This window comes from Pseudomonadota bacterium (assembly GCA_016719885.1).
Lineage (GTDB): Bacteria > Pseudomonadota > Gammaproteobacteria.
Genome location: JADJYF010000004.1, coordinates 276,906 through 292,722, shown reverse-complemented (window position 1 = coordinate 292,722; position 15,817 = coordinate 276,906). Strand labels below are relative to the sequence as shown.

Here is a 15,817-nt window from a genome sequence, read left to right as displayed (position 1 = left end):
GGTTGGATTTACTTGAAGTCGGCGGCGGAGTGACGCTCCACCACGCGCTCTTCTTCCGGGCCCCAGGTCTTGTTCACGCGCCGCCCGCGTTGCACTGCCGGGCGCGCTTCGATGTCCTTCGCCCAGCGCTGCACGTGGGTGTAGGACGTGACGTCGAGGAATTCCTGGGCGTTGTACAGATCGCCCGTGCACAGCACGCCGTACCACGGCCACACCGCGATGTCCGCCAGCGTGTATTCATCGCCGATGAGGTAACGACGCTCGGCGAGATTGCGATCGAGCACGTCGAGCTGACGTTTGACTTCCATGGTGAAGCGGTTGACGCAGTATTCGATCTTGCTCGGCGCGTAGGCATAGAAGTGCCCGAAGCCACCGCCGAGATAGGGCGCGCTGCCCATCTGCCAGAACAGCCACGACAGGCATTCGGCGCGCGCGGCGCCGCTCTTGGGCAGGAAGGCGTCGAACTTCTCGGCGAGGGACATGAGGATGGCGGCCGATTCGAACACGCGGGTTGGCGGATTGGTCGAGCGATCGAGCAGCGCCGGGATCTTGGAATTGGGATTGACGGCGACGAAGCCGCTGCCGAACTGTTCGCCCTCGAGGATGTTGACCAGCCACGCATCGTATTCAGCGCCGGACTTGCCGAGCGCCAGCAGTTCTTCCAGCAGCACCGTGACCTTCACGCCGTTGGGCGTGCCGAGCGAATAGAGCTGCAAGGGATGCTCGCCGACCGGCAGCTCCTTGTCGTGGGTGGCGCCGGCGATGGGCCGGTTGATGTTGGCGAAGGCGCCGCCGGACGCGGTGTCCCAGGTCCAGACTTTGGGAGGGGTGTAGGCTGCGCTGTCGGTCATGGCTCGGTTCCTCGGGGTAAGGCGGCCGAGTATAACGAGGTCTGTCGACGCCGGCATGGCCACGCGCGCGCTAGACTGTCGCCCCTGTCATGCAAGACGCCACCACCAAACGCTACCTGCCGTGGGTCGTCGCGACCGTGCTGTTCATGGAGCAGCTCGACTCGACCATCGTCAACACCGGCATCCCGGCCATGGCCGCGAGCCTCGGCGTCACGCCGCTCAGCCTGAAGGCGGTGGTGACCAGCTACACCCTGAGTCTCGCGGTCTGCATTCCCTTGTCCGGCTGGTTGGCGGATCGCTACGGCAGCCGGCGCGTGTTCCTGTCGGCGCTCACGCTCTTCACGCTGTCGTCGCTGGTCTGTGGATTGGCCACCAGCGCAGCGCTGCTGGTCGCCGCGCGCGTGCCGCAAGGCATCGCGGCGGCGATGATGATGCCGGTCGGGCGCATGGCCATCGTGCGCACCTTCGCCAGGGCGAGCTGCTGGTGGCGATGAACTTCGTGATCATCCCGGCCCTGCTCGGCCCGTTGCTGGGACCGACGGTGGGCGGACTCATCGTGCACTTCGCGAGTTGGCGCGAGATGTTCTTCGTCAACCTGCCGGTGGGGCTCGCGGCCTGGTGGTTCGGGCATAAACATATGCCCGACTACCGCGGCGACCTTGCGCGGCCGCTGGACCTGCGCGGCTTCCTGCTGTTCGGCAGCGCCGCGGCGCTCGTGTCGTGGCTGCTCGAGATCTTCGGCGAACATCACCTCGCCACCTCTCACGTGCTGGCCTTGGCGGCGCTGGCGGCGGGCTTGTTCATCGCCTACGGCCTGCATGCGCGGCGCCTGCGCCACCCGCTGCTGCGCCTCACGCTGTTTGGCACGCGCACTTTTCGCGTGGCGGTGCTGGGTGGATTCGTCACGCGCCTCGGTGTCGGCGGCCTGCCCTTGCTGCTGCCGCTGTTGTTTCAACTGGGCCTGGGTCTGCCGGCCTGGCAGTCGGGTCTGTTGATGATGCCGGCGGCGGCGGCCGCGATGGTCATGAAAGTGGTGTCGACCTCGCTGCTGCGGCGCTTCGGCTACCGCCGCATCCTCATCATCAACACCTTGCTGGTCGCGCTGATCATGGCGAGCTTTTCGCTCATAGACACACACACGCCGATAGTCGTCATCGTCGCCATGGGGCTCACCATGGGCCTCGCCAACTCCCTGCAGTTCTCGAGCATGAACACCATGGCCTATGCCGACATCGCCGATGCCGAGGTCAGCATGGCCAGCACCCTGGCCAGCACCCTGCAGCAGATGTCGCTGTCTTTCGGCCTTGCCTGCGGCTCGTTGGTGACGGGCTTCTACCTCGCCGAGCTTCCGCAGAGCGATAAGCTGGCGGTGCTCGGCGCCTTGCACAGCGCGTTTCTCACCCTGGCGGTGATGACCGCCATCTCGAGCCTGTCGTTCTGGAGCCTGCGCGCCGGGGACGGCGACAACATCAGTCGCGCGGCGGCGCGGTGGAGGGCAAGTAATCAGGCGTCGTTGCCGTTCACGCGGCGCCGGTAATCGCCCGGTGTCATGGCGAACCAGCGCTTGAAGGAACGCGCGAAGCTGTTCGGATCCTGGTAGCCGAGTTCCACCGCCACGTCCTGGATGCGCAGGTTGGGGTTGCCCAGCAGTTCGCGCGCACGCTGCTGCTGCACGCCGTCGACCACCGCCAGGTAGGTGGTGTCGCCGCTGCGCAAACGGCGAATGAGGGTGCGCGGCGAAAGATGCAGCGTCGCCGCCACTTCCTCGAGGCTGGGGATCACGCGTTCACCTAGCGGCCGCTCGAAACGGTTGAACAGCATGCGCCGCACGCTGGTGAGCGTGTCCTTGTCTTCGGTGATCGCGCACAGCACCTCGCAATGGCGCAGCGAGGTGGTCCAGGTGCCTTCGTCATGGCCCATGTTGTGCACCGCACGCCAGGCGGCGGGTATGACCAGCGCATTGCGCGGCGCGTTGAAGCGCACTTCGCAGCCATACCACTCGCCGTACACGGCGGCGTGCTCGGGCGGCGGATACTTGAGCTCGATGCGCGCACCCTGCATGGGCCCGGGCCGGATGGTGCGCACGTACTCATGCATGACCAGCAACGGGATCTCGACCAGCGTCACGCGCACCGGGCCGAGGTCGATGAGCTCCCGCACTTCACACACGAAGTCCTCGCCTTCGACGTGGCCCGACCAGCGGTGATAAGGCACACGGCTCGGAATGAATTTGAGAAAGGTGTCGAGGCCCGCGCCGAGGGTCGGCGCCGACAGCCACGCGAGCGTGATGGGGCCATGGAAATGTTCGGCCATGCGCCGGCCCCAGGCGAAATACCAGTCCGAGCGGCCGGACAACTCGAGGGCGTTACGGATGATCTGTAAATGCTGGGCGACGCTGACCGGCTCGGCATAGGTCAGGAGCGCGTCGGCGGCAATGCCGCTGCCGGTCGTCAAACGTTCGTGATCGCTGAACTCCTGGGCCACGTGCTTGACGTAGGTGTTGGGCATCAACACACGCTCGAGCTTGGCCTGTTTCATCGATGCGCTGTCACCTTCGGCATGAAAACTTGGCAGTTTCTACGCTTCACGCTGGCTGGCTCCCCGCCTAAGTTCATCGACATCCACCGCAATGCTTCGAGGCCGCGCGGCGGACGAGGGGCCGCGTTCGTTCGCATCGACGCACGGCGCGGGCGTCAATCGAGCGGAGGTCGACATGCAGCACATCATTGAAACCCACAACAGGGTTAAGGAATTCGACTGGCAGTTCAGCTATGTCGACAAACCTCAACGCTATCCTACCAAATACAAGATCCCGGCACGCACCAAGGATCCGTTCCGCCACCTGATTCGCGACTACTGCTCGATGGAGCAGGAAAAGGACGACCGCCAGTACGGCGCGATGTCCGACGTGATGGCGCGCGCCGGGCTGCCGCGCAAGGCTTCCCAGCGCTGGATGGAAATCATGAAGCTGGTGCTGCCGGTCACGGGCTTCGGCGAATACAGCGCCATCAAGTCCACCGGCCAGCTGGTCGACACGGTCGACAATGCCGAGCTGCGCCAGGGTTACATGGCACAGATGATCGACGAGATCCGTCATACCAACCAGGTCGCGCACCTGACCCGTTACCTGGCGAAACACGCCCACGATCCGGAGGGTTTTTCCAACGGCATCGCACTGCGCTCGAAGTCCATCCAATGCCGTGCCGGCCGCGCCGCGCTGCAGGGCTTCTTTGCCGGCGACCCCATCGAGGGCGCGGTCAACCTGCAGGCGGTGGTTGAAACGGCTTTCACCAATCCCTTGTTCGTGGCCATGACCGAAATAGCCGCCGCCAACGGCGACCAGGCCACGCCGACCGTGTTCCTGTCCATCCAATCCGACGAATCACGGCACATGGCCAACGGCTATGCGACGCTCGCGGCGGTGGTGTCGGAGCCCGACAACCTGCCGATGCTGCAGAAGGATTTCGATCGCGCGTTCTGGCGCCAGCACAATTTCTTCGACCCGCTGTTGTCGGCGGTGTACGACTACTTCCAGGACGAGCGCACCAGCTCGTATCTCGAAAAATGGACGGAATGGGTCGACCACGACTGGGCCGGCGCCTACATCCGCAAGCTCGAACCTTTCGGTCTCGAGATCCCGCGCTGGTTCGAGGAAGCGCGCGACCGCATGTTCTGGGTGGGACACACCGCGGCGATGGTGGTGTTCGCCGGCTGGCCGCTGATGTTCTGGCGTCACGATCCGCTGAACGCACGCGACTTCGAATGGTTCGAAAAGAAATACCCCGGCTGGTACAACCACTTCGGCAAGTGGTGGGAAGACTTCGCCGCGATGTCGGATCCGAGTTCGGGCATGATTCCGCTGATGGCGATGGAAAACCTGCCGCCGCTGTGCCGCGTGTGCCACATGCCCGGTGTGTTCCCGCGTCCCGACATCTCGACCATGCGCGTGCGCCTCATTGACGGCAAGAAGCATGCGTTCTGCTCCGACGCCTGCGAACACATCTTCCGCGAAGAGCCGCAGCGCTACCTCGGCTCGCCGACCCTGTTCGAAGAATTCGACGGCATGGACTTGGCCGACTTCGTCGAGCAGAACGGCTTCCTGCGCGCCGACGGCAAGACCCTCATCGGCCAGCCCCATCTCGACATGAAGCGCATGTGGACCATCAACGACATCCGCGCCCTGCATTACGAGATCAAGGACCCGCTGCACAAGCTGCCGGTACAGGAGGTGCAATGAACGCGCCGGTCACCAACACCGTCACGTCCGTGGAATCGGCGCGCGACTTCAGCTTCATCAAGCCGGCCAAGCGCCGCCTGACGGAATACGAAGCGGTCACCATTCGCCAGCAATGGGAAACCGGCGGCTTCGACAAGGGCGGCCACTTCATCACGCCCGCCGATGGCCGCGCGCCGTGGCGCGAGGAATCGACCGCGCTGCGACATCCTGACTGGTTCGCGTTTCGCGATCCGGCGCAGCTCTGGCAGCGCCCCTACGTGCGCATGCAGGCCGAGCAGGAACGCGCCATCGAACGCCTGACCGAGGACAGCGTCGAAGCCGGCGCCTTTGCCGACATCGACCGCGCGTGGTTGGACGACTTCATCGCCGGGCATTACCGCGTGTGGTCGTTCTTCGAGAACGGCCTGTTCCGCGCCTTCGCGCCGGCGCAACGCGAAGCGCTGTCCGATTGCCTCGGCAACGCCCTGTGCTTCCAGGCCTTCGATCAAATGCGCCATGCGCAGGCGATTGTCAGCCACCTGGTCGCCGCCGAGATGGCGGTGCCGGGCCTGTCGGACGCCGGCGCCAAGCAGACGTGGCTGGACGAGCCGGCCTACCAGCCGCTGCGCCGGCTGGTCGAACAACTGGTCGCGACCAGCGACTGGTGCGAGATCCCCGTCGCCACCAACCTCGTCATCCTGCCCTTGCTCAGCGAAGTCGCCATCGGCGGCTTGATTCGCCGCCAAGGGCCGCTGCACGGGGACAGCATCTCGCCCTATATCGCCCTCACCGCCGATCGCGATCGGCGCCGCAACGCGGACTGGACACAAGCGCTGGTGAAAATGGTCATCGATGACAAGCTGCCGGCTGCGGCGGCCAACCGCGGCGAAATCGAGGGCTGGCTGAAACGCTGGCAACCGCGTGCACTGGATGCGGTGGCGGCGCTGCAGCCCATCGCGGATCGCGTGCCGGCCGGCGCGGTCGATCTCAAGCCGCTGCTGGCGTCGGCGCGGGCGCAACAGAACCGGTTGTTGACGGCCGCCGGGCTCGATGCGTCGCTGCTGGCGGAGTTCGAGGCATGAACGCGGTGGTGGCGGAAGACAAGATCCGGGACCTCAACCTTGCCAACGACAGCGTCTGCATCGTGCTCATGAAGAGCCCCGAGACCGACGCCACGCTCGATTACCTGGCAGCCGATCACCCGCACGTCAAATGCGAGGACCTCGGCCCCTACTGGCTGGTGTCCAGCGAAGGCGAAATCGTCATCGACATCGCGCGCGTGGGCGAGGAGCTCGGCGAGAAACTGTCACTCGGCTCGTGGCTGGTGATCATGTCGAGCTTCGTCGGGCGCGTGGTCACCGACCCGATGACGTTCCGCGTGACGTCGCACATGACGGATCTCGAGTCGCCTGCATAGGCCTGTTCTCACCTGCCGACGGCAGGACCCTTGTTCTTCCGCCGACAACTCCCCGTCGGCGGAAGAGATCTTTCCGACGGTCCGCACACGGAGTCATGCCATGACCTCCTATTCGATTGAATTGTCGCCGGGCGGTGAAAGCTTCGCTGCGCAGGATGACGAAACGGTGCTCGATGCCGCGCTGCGCGCCGGCGTGGCGCTGGAATACGGCTGCCGCCACGGCAACTGCTCGAGTTGCAAATACCTCGTGAGCGATGGCGAGGTCGATCACGGCGGCGCGTCCATCTATTCGCTGTCCGAAGACGAACGCGACGAAGGCTACGCGCTCCTGTGCTGCGCGCGGCCGCTCAGCGACCTCGTGGTCGAGGCGCGACAGACGGTGGACGCGCGTGCGCGCCCGCTGCTGTTGCCGCGCGAACTCGGCGCCGAGCTGGCGTCGATCGAAAAACTCACCGCCAGCCTGTGGCGCTTCAGTCTCGCCTTGTCGGCGCCGCTCGACTTCTACGCCGGCCAGTTCGTCGAACTGACGCCGCCGTGGGCCAACGCGCGACGCTCCTACTCGATAGCCTCCAGCCCGACACGCGCCGACACCCTCGACTTCATCGTCAAGGAAGTGGTGGGCGGTGCGTTTTCGGGCGGCCTCGCCGGCGCCCGCGTCGGCGACCGCTTCAAGCTCAGCGGCCCATTCGGCAACAGTTACCTGCGCGACGGCCAGGGGCCGGTGCTGCTGTGCGCGACGGGCTCCGGCATCGCGCCGATAGCAGCCGTGCTCGACGACGCCATCGCTCGCCAGGACCCGCGCGAGTTCCGCTTCTACTACGGCGCGCGGCGCGCCAGCGATCTGCCGGCGCTGTCGCTGCTCACGCGCTGCCACGAAGCGCTCGGCGACCGCTTCAAATACCTGCCGACCTTGAGCGCGGCCGGTGAAAGCTGGTCCGGCCACAGCGGCCGCGTCACGCAGCTCATGCAGCGCGAAGTCGGCGATGCCCAGCAGTGCGATGCCTACCTGTGCGGGGCGCCGGCCATGTGCGACGCGGTCGGCACGCTGCTCGAAGCCAAGGGCATCCGCGAAGGCCACCTGTTCTACGACAAGTTCCACGCCGCCCTGTAGGTGCGAATTCATTCGCACACCAATTGCCTCGCTGACAGATGGGGCTCACACGTGAACGTGCGAATGAATTCGCACCTACAGGGTCCCCGGACCGGTAATTGACGGCTCGCGGTCCTCGCGCAACGCTTGCGCGCATTCGTCACGAGGATCACGCCATGACCGCCCCGCTCGACATCGCCAACCGCTGGATAGCCGCCTACAACGCCAAGGACTTCGACATCCTGGCAAGTCTCATGAGCCCCGACATCCATGTCGAACACCACAATCGCGGCGCGCTGCTGCACGGCGCCGAGGCCATGCTCACCGTCATGCGTCAATTCGCCGAACTCCTGCCCGACCGGCGCTTCCATTCGCTGCGCCGCCAATTCGCGGCCGGCGACACCGTGGTCAGCGAGCTGACCTGGGAAGGCACGCCCAAGGACGACGTCGAAGGCTTCGCGAAGAAAGGCGAGACCGTCAAACTCGAACTCGCCTGCATCTGGACCATGCGCGAAGGACGCGTGATCGACTACCACGATTACGGTTGAAGGCGCGGCTGGCCGTCCTGTACCTCGAACACGCGTGAACATGCGTCGCGCGTGACAACGCGCGGCGCTTGCGCATCGCGTCGCCCCCATCACCACATTTGCAAGACATGTCTTGCGCCAGATCAATTCTGACGCAATGAATGCACATTCATCACTCATCTTCGAATTTTCGCGTTTGGCTCGAACTGTGAGTCGATTCGCAAGCTCACCTTGTGCGCGAACAGGCGTGCCGCAGTTGCGACTCGCTTGGCATTCGTCGGCGCCCGAGCGCGTAGCTTCCCGGTGACGAACCGAATCGCCGATCGTTGGGAGCGGCAGGGTTCGAAAGGAGAACATCATGAAGATGGAGCAAAGACATCGACGGCCACTGCCTGCCGTCATCGCTCTTGTGCTTGCCTGCGCGGCCAGCGGTCATGCTGTCGCCGCGCCGCCGGCGGGGCGCTTGCTTGCCGCGCAATGCGCGCAATGCCACGGCACCGGCGGCAGCGGCCGTGGCTTCGATGAGCTGGCGGGCGAGTCGGCGCGGGAGCTGTACGGCGAACTGCGGGAGATGAAATACCGCACGCGGATCGAATCGATCATGGATCGCCAGGCGCGCGGCTATACCGACCAGCAGTTGCGCACGATTGCCGACTATTTCGCCAGCCTGCCCGGCAGCGGCGATTGAGCAGTGGAGGAAACGACAATGAAGAATGTCGACAGAAGAAGCTTTTTGCGCATGGCCGGCATCGCGGGCGGTATGGCCATGCTGCCGCGCGTGAGTCGCGCCGCGGCGCCGCGCGTGGTGGTGATCGGCGGTGGCTTCGGCGGCGCCTCGGTCGCCAAGTACCTACGACTGTGGGGCGGCAACGTCAGTGTCACGCTGGTCGACCCGGCCACTGCCCACATGTCGTGCATCCTCTCCAACCTGGTGGTGACCGGGCTGCTGGACATGAGCCGCATCACCGTCAGCTACAAGGCGCTCGGCACCAACCGCGGAGTGACGGTTGTGCAGGGCAAGGCGCTGGCCATCGATCCTGCCGGCCGACGCGTCACCATAAGCACGCCGACCGGCAACAAGAGCCTCGATTACGATCACCTGGTGGTCGCACCGGGCGTCGATTTCGTGGCGCCGCCCGGCAACTGGAACCCGTCGCTCACGCCGCATGCCTGGCAGGCCGGTGCGCAGACCACGCTGCTCAGGAACCAGTTGGCGACCATGGGCAACAACGATCGCTTCGTCATGACCATTCCCAAGTCGCCCTACCGTTGCCCGCCCGGCCCCTACGAGCGCGCGTGCATGGTGGCGGACTACCTCAAGCGCAAGAATCGCAGCGGCGCGATGGTGGTGGTGCTCGATGCCAATGCCGGCATCCAGGCCGAGCCCGAGGCTTTCACGCGCGCGTTCAACGTCACCCACGCGGGCCGCATCCTCTATGTGCCCAATGCCAACGTGCTGTCGGTCGACTCGGCCTCGAGGAGCATACGCACCAGCGCCATGAGCTTCAGCAATGCCAAGGTGCTGAACATCATTCCGCAGCATCGGGCCGGCGGCATCGCGGCCTCGCTGGGCGTCAATGCCAGTGGTTTTGTGCCGGTCGATGCGCTGACCTATGGCATTGCCGGCTACCCCAACGTGCATGTCATCGGCGATGCCAGCGCGGTGCCGGCCAGCGATGGCAAGGCCGTGCCGAAATCGGGGCACATGGCCAATTCCGAAGCAAAGGTCTGCGCCGACGCGATCGTGCGTGCCCTGAACGGCGAAGCGCCGGACCGCAACGTCGCGACCAGTTCGGCCTGCTACAGTCCGATCACCGCGCGCAGCGCCTCGTGGTTGTCAGCCAACTTTCTGTATGGCGACATCTACGACACCAGCGGCGCGGTCAAGGGCAAGGGCATGCACCGCGTCGATTTGGGTGAAGCGCCTGCGGGGCAAGTCAACCAGGATAACTACCAGGACATGTTCACCTGGGCCGACAGCCTGTTTTTCCGACAGCTTTGCCTGAAGTCCGCCTGCGCCACGCGCCGCCGTCCCGCCGCGGACGGTGGCGCGCCCGCCATGCGTGCAGACATCCACCCGCGAGCCAGACAATCCGCCACTGTGGGTTTTGTCATTTCAGCATTTTTCCTCGCGGCCTAGCCTGTTCCCCGACATACCAGGGAACGTCGACGGCGCGCCGTAACGCGCGCGTTGACCCAACACACGCCTGCGCGTGCGAGGAGGAAGGGATGGATCGACATCAAGCACCGTCGAGTCCGTGCGCGGAATTCCACGAGACCACGAGCACGTTGCCGGCGGTCGCGGATACGGGGGGTCGCATGGCGGCCGTGCCCCATGCCGGACGTGGCGACGGTGGGTCGCCGCGTCGGCTGGAGCAAGACCCGCGCGGCGAGATCTGTGGCGATGCGCTCGAGCGCCTGGCCTGTGGCGTGGTGGTGGTCGACGGCGCCGGCAAGCTTGTGCTCTGCAACGCCGCGGCGCAGGCCATCCTGCAGCACGGCCATGTCCTCAAACTCGTGCAGGAGCGCGTGACCGCGACACGGGCCTGCGAATCGCGTCGCTTGCACACGCTGTTGTACGGCGCGCTTGCCCACCACCAGCCGCGCGGTGGCGCGATGCTGGTGCGAGGTGCCGCGCGCGGCGCCTATGGGGTCATTGTCGAAACCGCCGCCGACGCCTTGCGTCATCGCACCGGCGCCGCCGCCACGCTCTATGTCAGCGACCTCGACGCGAGGCCCGCCCACGCCCACGAAGCGCGCGTACGCGCGATGTTCGGCTTCACGCCGGCCGAATCGCGCATTGCGGTCGGCCTCGCCGATGGCGACTCGGTGCACAAGGCCGCGGCCTGCGCCGGCGTCACCTATGAGAGCGCGCGTTTCACGCTGAAAAGAATCTACGAAAAGCTCGGCGTGCATAAGCAGGGCGAACTGGTGGCTTTGATTCGCAGCGCGTTGCCGCCCTTGCGCGAGTGCGGCACGCCGGGCGGCGTCTTAGCTTGACGCGGCGGGTCGACGAGCGTTGCTCGCACCGCCCGCCGCGCCAGTCGGCATCGTTCGCGGGATGCGTCGATGCCGAGGGTCAGGGATGACCCACCCGCGCGGGCGGGTGGGGGGGGGGGGGCCCCGGGCCCCCGCGCCGTTGTCTCGCGGCCCCGCCACCGGCGCGGGGCGACTCCCCCCCCCCCCCCCCCCCCCCCCCCCCCCCCCCCCCCCCCCCCGGCCTGGCGACCGGCCGGGGCCGCCTCCTGAGCCGACCCTGCGCCGGGGGCCGGGGGGGGGGGGGGGGCGCCCCTGGTGGGGCGGCGGCTGGACGATCGCAGCACCTGCCCCTGCCCGCGCGTCGGTCAGCGCGCCGTTCTCGTACAGGGTCTCGCCATTGACGATGGTATGCAGGATGCCGCGCGACGGCATGACGATGCGCTTCGCGCCGCCGGGCAGGTCGTAGCGCCGTTCACCGCGGTTGCTGGAGCCGACGGTGGCAGGATCGAACACCGTGATGTCGGCGGCGAGCCCCACCGCCAGTCGTCCGCGGTCGCGGATGCCGAAGAAATCCGCCGGGTCGCCGCACAGGCGCCGCACGCCTTCCTCGAGACTCAAGGCGCCGTGTTCGCGCACCCAGGTGCCGAGCAGGTAGGTCGGATAGCCGGCGTCGCACAGGATGTCGAGATGCGCGCCGCCGTCACCGAGACCGAGCAACATGTCACGGTTGGCGAGGATCTCCTTCATGCGGTCGACGCGATGATTGAAGGTCGAGAGGATGAACTCGTTGTCCAGGTCGTCGGCCAGCGTGAGATCAAGGAAGGCATCGACCGGGTCCTTGCCCTCGGCCTTCGCGATCTCGTCGATGGTCCGGCCTTCATAGCCCTTGAGTTCGGCCTTGCGCACTTCGTGCACGCGCACCCGTGTCCAGTTGCCGAAAGTCTGCGGCCGTTTCAGATCCTCGCGAAAACGTGCGCGGAAGTCCGGATCGGCATATATCGCGCGCTGCGCGGGCTTGGACTGGTCGACGAACAGGGCGCGCCACGACGGGAAGGGCGCGAACACGAACGGATTGCGCATGTTCAATTCACGGGTCAACGGCAACGGCGAGGTCTGCGGCCGCGCGCCGCGCGCGATCAGCGGCGCGACCTTGGCGAGGGTGTCGCGCACCGCTTCGGGGATGTCGTCGCGATCGAACATGGCGATGAAGGTCACCGGCCGACCGCTGGCCGCCAGCAGCACGTCCAGCAATTCATAGCCATCATCTTCGAGCACCGCTATCTGGCGCGTCAGCGCCACTTCCACCGCACCCTTGCCGCGCGCCTTCAGCACTTCGCCGTAGGCGCGATACTCGGCGTGACTGGCATTGCGACAGGCCAGCGGTCGGCCGCCAAAACCCATGTGCTGATTGAGCACGGTGCTGGAAAAACCAAACGCGCCGGCATCCATCGCCTCGCCGAGCAAGGCGGCGATGCGCGCGGTTTCGTCGCCGCTGGCGGCGCGCTCCATCGAGGCATCGCCCATCACGTAATGACGGAACGGCGTCAGCGGCGCGAGAAACGCGAGATTCACGCCGGGCTGGCGACGCGCTGCGGCGGCCATGAATTCGGGAAAGGTTTCGAAATCCCAGGTGATGCCGCGCTCCAGCACTTCGAAGGGAATCGCCTCGACGTTGACCAGATCGCGCATCGCGATCTCGCGCGCTTCGGGTCGACACGGCGCGATGCCGACCCCGCAATTGCCCATCACCACGCTGGTCACGCCGTGCCAGGGCGAGGGCGTGGCGGCGTTGTCCCAGCACATCTGCGCGTCGTAATGGGTATGGGGATCGATGAAGCCCGGCGCGACCACGCAGTCGGCGGCGTCGATCACGCGTTTGGCGCTGTCGTCGCTCTTGCCGATGCTGACGATGCGGCCGTCCAGCACGCCGACGTCGGCCTGGTAGCGCGGCGCGCCGCTGCCATCGACCACCGTGCCGTTCTTGATGAGCAGATCGAGGGCCATGCGTGTCTCCCCTGTGCCATGAGCCAGTCATGAGGGTAACCGCAGGGGAAGGTTCAGCGAAACACACGAAGCGGGGTTATAGAGACCGGCTCACGCACCCGTAGGTGCGAATTCATTCGCACATTGGCGGGCTCTGCACGGCACATCGCGGCGCCGTTAAATGTGCGAATGAATTCGCACCTACAGGCGGCGGCGGGAGAGCCCCCCCAGCACCGCCAATGCGCCGCCGAGCAGCAGCGCCGGCGCCGGCAGCGGCACCGCCGCGACCTGTACACGGAAAAAGGTGCCACCGTTCAGAGTCGTGAACTTGAGACCATTGCCGAGCGTCGGCAGCAGGATGTTGCCGAACGCACCGCTGATGCTGTCGGCGAGGATGATGTCGAAGGCGTCCCCCAACACCGGTCGGTATCCCGCCAGCAGCGATACGCTCAGTATGCCGCCCAGGGTCGCATCGCCGTGCACATCGAGGACATCGTGCTCGGCACGCGCCGTGCCGCCCAGGTCGACGGCGAAGCTGCCGCCCAACAGCGCGAGGCCCGCGGCGATATCGAACTCGCCGCTGGCATCCAGCGCGTCACCCGGTGTCAGCAGACCGTCGACGGTGACGACCTGCGGCCGTCTATGCTGCCGTGACTCGCGCAACTCGCCGCCGGCGATCTGCACACCGAACGCGTCGCTGGCGCCGAGCGTGCCGCCGTTGATGGAAGTGGCGCCAAGCAGTTGCTGGAACTTGACGGTATCGAGGCGCGCCTGCACGCCGTCGATGCTGATGCCGAAGCGGCTGGCGCTCAGCACTTCACCGAGGCTCACCGTCGCGCCGTTGCTCAAGGTCAGCGCGCCATCGGTATCGTTGTTGAAATTGACCGCATCGAGATGCGCGCCGTCGACGATGAAAGACGCATGGTTGTCCACGGTGTCGATATTGGCGCTCGCGCCGGCCAGCACTTTCACGCTGCCGCGATTGGTCACCACGTCCTGCGCGATGTACTCGGCGTCGATGCCCGTAACTTCGGAGGCTGCCGTCATTGATCTGGCTGTTTGGTCTGCACCTGCCCTCCGCCTCGACCAGCATCGAGGCCTTGTTGTCGATGCTATGGTCCCGAGCTGCGCCGCGGTCTTGACTTCGAGGCTGCCGTCATTGGTGAGGTTGCCGAATGGCGATCATGCCGCCGGCGCCGATCACGGCACGTCGCGCCGGCGTGGTTGATCGGCGCTGTTGGCGGCGGCCTTGCCGTCGCTTTCGAAGCGCAAGGTGGCGAAGTTGTCGAAGCTTTCGGCGCTGGCGATGGCGCCGCCGCTCATGCGCCAGTCACCGTGATTGAAGATGCCCTGCACCACCTGCACCGTGGTGCCGAGATCGGCCGCGTGCAGCGCGCCGCCGCTTTGATGATGATGCGCCCGGCATCGAGCAGGGCGCCGCCGTCGACGCTCACCGCGCCGAAAACTGGCGAGCGTGCCGACCACCGTGAGTTTGCCCGCGCCTATGCCCAGCGCGCTGTGGTTCGACACTTCCGGCGATATTGCCGGTGGCCGAGGACGTGACGCTGCCGGTGTAATCGATGGCGACGAAATCGTCGGCGCCGGGCACGGCGGCGCCCGACCAGTTGGCGCCGTTTTCCCAGGCGCCGTCAGTGGCACTCCAGGTGAGACTGTCGGCCAGCGCCACGGGCGCAATGGAGACCAGGGCCAATGCCGCCAGTCCCTGGCCGCGACGCGTGTATCGTGAGTTTTTCATGTCTGTAATTATCGCCATGCCAGGTCACCCGTCTCTCTAACAATTGTGTCATCCGTGAGCTGCAACAAGAATTTACACAGCGGCGCGCCGCGACGGCGCGTCGACCACGCCTTCGGCCGTCGCCCATAGGGTACCGGACACCTGACACCCCGACTCCACGCGGATGCGCGGAGCTGTGACCGTGGTCGCGAGTCCCGGCGTGCCGATCACGCTGCCGGCCGCGATCGAGATGGTGGACTCCGGACACCACCGGGCCTTCACCAGGCAACCGGGGCCGATGGTGATGGGGGCCTGACATACCAGGGCGCCGCGTACCACGCATCCGGCGCCCAGCACCAGGGCGGTGCGAGCCTTGATATTGCTGCAGTTCAGTTCCGAGCTCGTGCCGACCTCGAGGCGCCCTTCGGCAACCAGGTGGCTGTCGACGCGGGTTGCCGTGTAGAGCTTGAGATCCGAGGCCACCGCCACCGTGTGCTCGTCCAGGTGGCGCACGGTTTTCGGCAGGGTCCACGGGATCGGCGGCGGTCGCTGCATGTTCAGACCACCCGCCACCGCGGCGTCCGAGGCGAAGCGCACCACCTCGGCATTCAAACGCTGAAAACGCGTGCCGGGCGCGAGCGTGATCGAGGACGTGCTGAGATGCGGCCATACACCGTGCAATCGCGGCCAATGTGCACATGGCCCCGGGAGTGCAGCCAGCGCGCCACCGTGCAGTTCTGGCCCAGTACCAGGTCGGTGCCGGCATAGACGGCGCGAAACGTGGCATTGGCGCCACCGTAGAGCTGGCCGCCGCAATAGATCTCCTGCTCGTAGACATAGCCACCTTCCACCATCAGGTCGCCGCAGCCGATCAGGAGCGTGTCGACCAGGCGCGTGCGCCGGATCTCGTCCGACCACTGCGGTCGGCTGTCCGGCCCGAGCAGCAGGAAGCGCTGGCCAGGGCGGAACTCACCCTCGTAATCGGGCGGCGGTGACAAAGGGTCGATGCCTTCGCGCTC

15 protein-coding genes and 2 pseudogenes are annotated in these 15,817 nt (G+C 66.1%); 9 read left to right on the top strand and 8 right to left on the bottom strand.

Annotation, left to right across the window (positions count from 1 at the left end):
- Positions 1-8 precede the first annotated feature (8 nt).
- The gene (gene yghU, locus IPM80_05045) at positions 9-851 is read right to left on the bottom strand and encodes a glutathione-dependent disulfide-bond oxidoreductase (protein MBK8957797.1); all 843 of its coding nucleotides are present in this window, start codon (positions 849-851) and stop codon (positions 9-11) included.
- Between the two features lie 89 nt (positions 852-940).
- Here yghU and IPM80_05040 point away from each other — a divergent pair.
- Positions 941-2,388, top strand: a pseudogene (locus IPM80_05040) (DHA2 family efflux MFS transporter permease subunit).
- Here the strand turns inward: IPM80_05040 and IPM80_05035 are convergent.
- Positions 2,355-3,389, bottom strand: a complete 1,035-nt coding sequence (locus tag IPM80_05035) for an AraC family transcriptional regulator (GenBank protein MBK8957796.1) — start codon at positions 3,387-3,389, stop codon at positions 2,355-2,357. The pseudogene IPM80_05040 and the gene IPM80_05035 sit on opposite strands and share 34 nt — an antisense overlap.
- A 175-nt stretch (positions 3,390-3,564) precedes the next feature.
- Here IPM80_05035 and IPM80_05030 point away from each other — a divergent pair, with 175 nt between their 5' ends.
- The 8 genes from IPM80_05030 (at position 3,565) to IPM80_04995 (ending at position 11,101) form a co-directional block, all read left to right on the top strand.
- On the top strand, positions 3,565-5,088 hold the full coding sequence (locus tag IPM80_05030; GenBank protein MBK8957795.1) for a monooxygenase: 1,524 nt from the start codon (positions 3,565-3,567) through the stop codon (positions 5,086-5,088).
- A complete protein-coding gene (locus tag IPM80_05025) occupies positions 5,085-6,149 on the top strand; it encodes a monooxygenase (GenBank protein ID MBK8957794.1) in 1,065 nt (354 codons plus the stop codon). Before IPM80_05030 ends, IPM80_05025 begins: the two co-directional genes overlap by 4 nt.
- Positions 6,146-6,484: an MmoB/DmpM family protein gene (locus tag IPM80_05020; GenBank protein MBK8957793.1), complete on the top strand. Its 339-nt coding sequence runs from the start codon at positions 6,146-6,148 to the stop codon at positions 6,482-6,484. Before IPM80_05025 ends, IPM80_05020 begins: the two co-directional genes overlap by 4 nt.
- A 100-nt stretch (positions 6,485-6,584) precedes the next feature.
- Entirely contained in the window at positions 6,585-7,595 is a 1,011-nt protein-coding gene (locus IPM80_05015; protein ID MBK8957792.1) for a 2Fe-2S iron-sulfur cluster binding domain-containing protein, read from the top strand.
- A gap of 155 nt (positions 7,596-7,750) precedes the next feature.
- Positions 7,751-8,122 (top strand): nuclear transport factor 2 family protein, encoded by a 372-nt coding sequence (locus IPM80_05010; protein ID MBK8957791.1) that lies wholly within the window; start codon positions 7,751-7,753, stop codon positions 8,120-8,122.
- A gap of 337 nt (positions 8,123-8,459) precedes the next feature.
- Positions 8,460-8,789 carry a c-type cytochrome gene (locus IPM80_05005; GenBank protein ID MBK8957790.1) on the top strand — a complete coding sequence of 110 codons (330 nt, stop codon included), beginning with the start codon at positions 8,460-8,462 and terminating at the stop codon, positions 8,787-8,789.
- Positions 8,790-8,807: 18 nt separating this feature from the next.
- Positions 8,808-10,241, top strand: a complete 1,434-nt coding sequence (locus IPM80_05000; protein MBK8957789.1) for an NAD(P)/FAD-dependent oxidoreductase — start codon at positions 8,808-8,810, stop codon at positions 10,239-10,241.
- Positions 10,242-10,330: 89 nt separating this feature from the next.
- Positions 10,331-11,101, top strand: a complete 771-nt coding sequence (locus IPM80_04995; protein MBK8957788.1) for a helix-turn-helix transcriptional regulator — start codon at positions 10,331-10,333, stop codon at positions 11,099-11,101.
- Between the two features lie 351 nt (positions 11,102-11,452).
- Here IPM80_04995 and IPM80_04990 read toward each other — a convergent pair.
- From IPM80_04990 to IPM80_04965, 6 genes and pseudogenes are all read right to left on the bottom strand, one after another.
- Positions 11,453-13,084 (bottom strand): annotated as a pseudogene (locus IPM80_04990) (amidohydrolase family protein).
- Between the two features lie 180 nt (positions 13,085-13,264).
- Positions 13,265-14,110: a hypothetical protein gene (locus tag IPM80_04985; GenBank protein MBK8957787.1), complete on the bottom strand. Its 846-nt coding sequence runs from the start codon at positions 14,108-14,110 to the stop codon at positions 13,265-13,267.
- A 153-nt stretch (positions 14,111-14,263) separates the two neighbouring features.
- Positions 14,264-14,593 (bottom strand): hypothetical protein, encoded by a 330-nt coding sequence (locus IPM80_04980; protein MBK8957786.1) that lies wholly within the window; start codon positions 14,591-14,593, stop codon positions 14,264-14,266.
- On the bottom strand, positions 14,514-14,819 hold the full coding sequence (locus IPM80_04975; GenBank protein ID MBK8957785.1) for a hypothetical protein: 306 nt from the start codon (positions 14,817-14,819) through the stop codon (positions 14,514-14,516). The genes IPM80_04980 and IPM80_04975 overlap by 80 nt, the downstream gene beginning before the upstream one ends.
- Positions 14,820-14,891: 72 nt before the next feature.
- Positions 14,892-15,479, bottom strand: a complete 588-nt coding sequence (locus IPM80_04970; protein ID MBK8957784.1) for a polymer-forming cytoskeletal protein — start codon at positions 15,477-15,479, stop codon at positions 14,892-14,894.
- Entirely contained in the window at positions 15,407-15,796 is a 390-nt protein-coding gene (locus IPM80_04965) for a hypothetical protein (protein MBK8957783.1), read from the bottom strand. The genes IPM80_04970 and IPM80_04965 overlap by 73 nt, the downstream gene beginning before the upstream one ends.
- Positions 15,797-15,817: the final 21 nt, after the last annotated feature.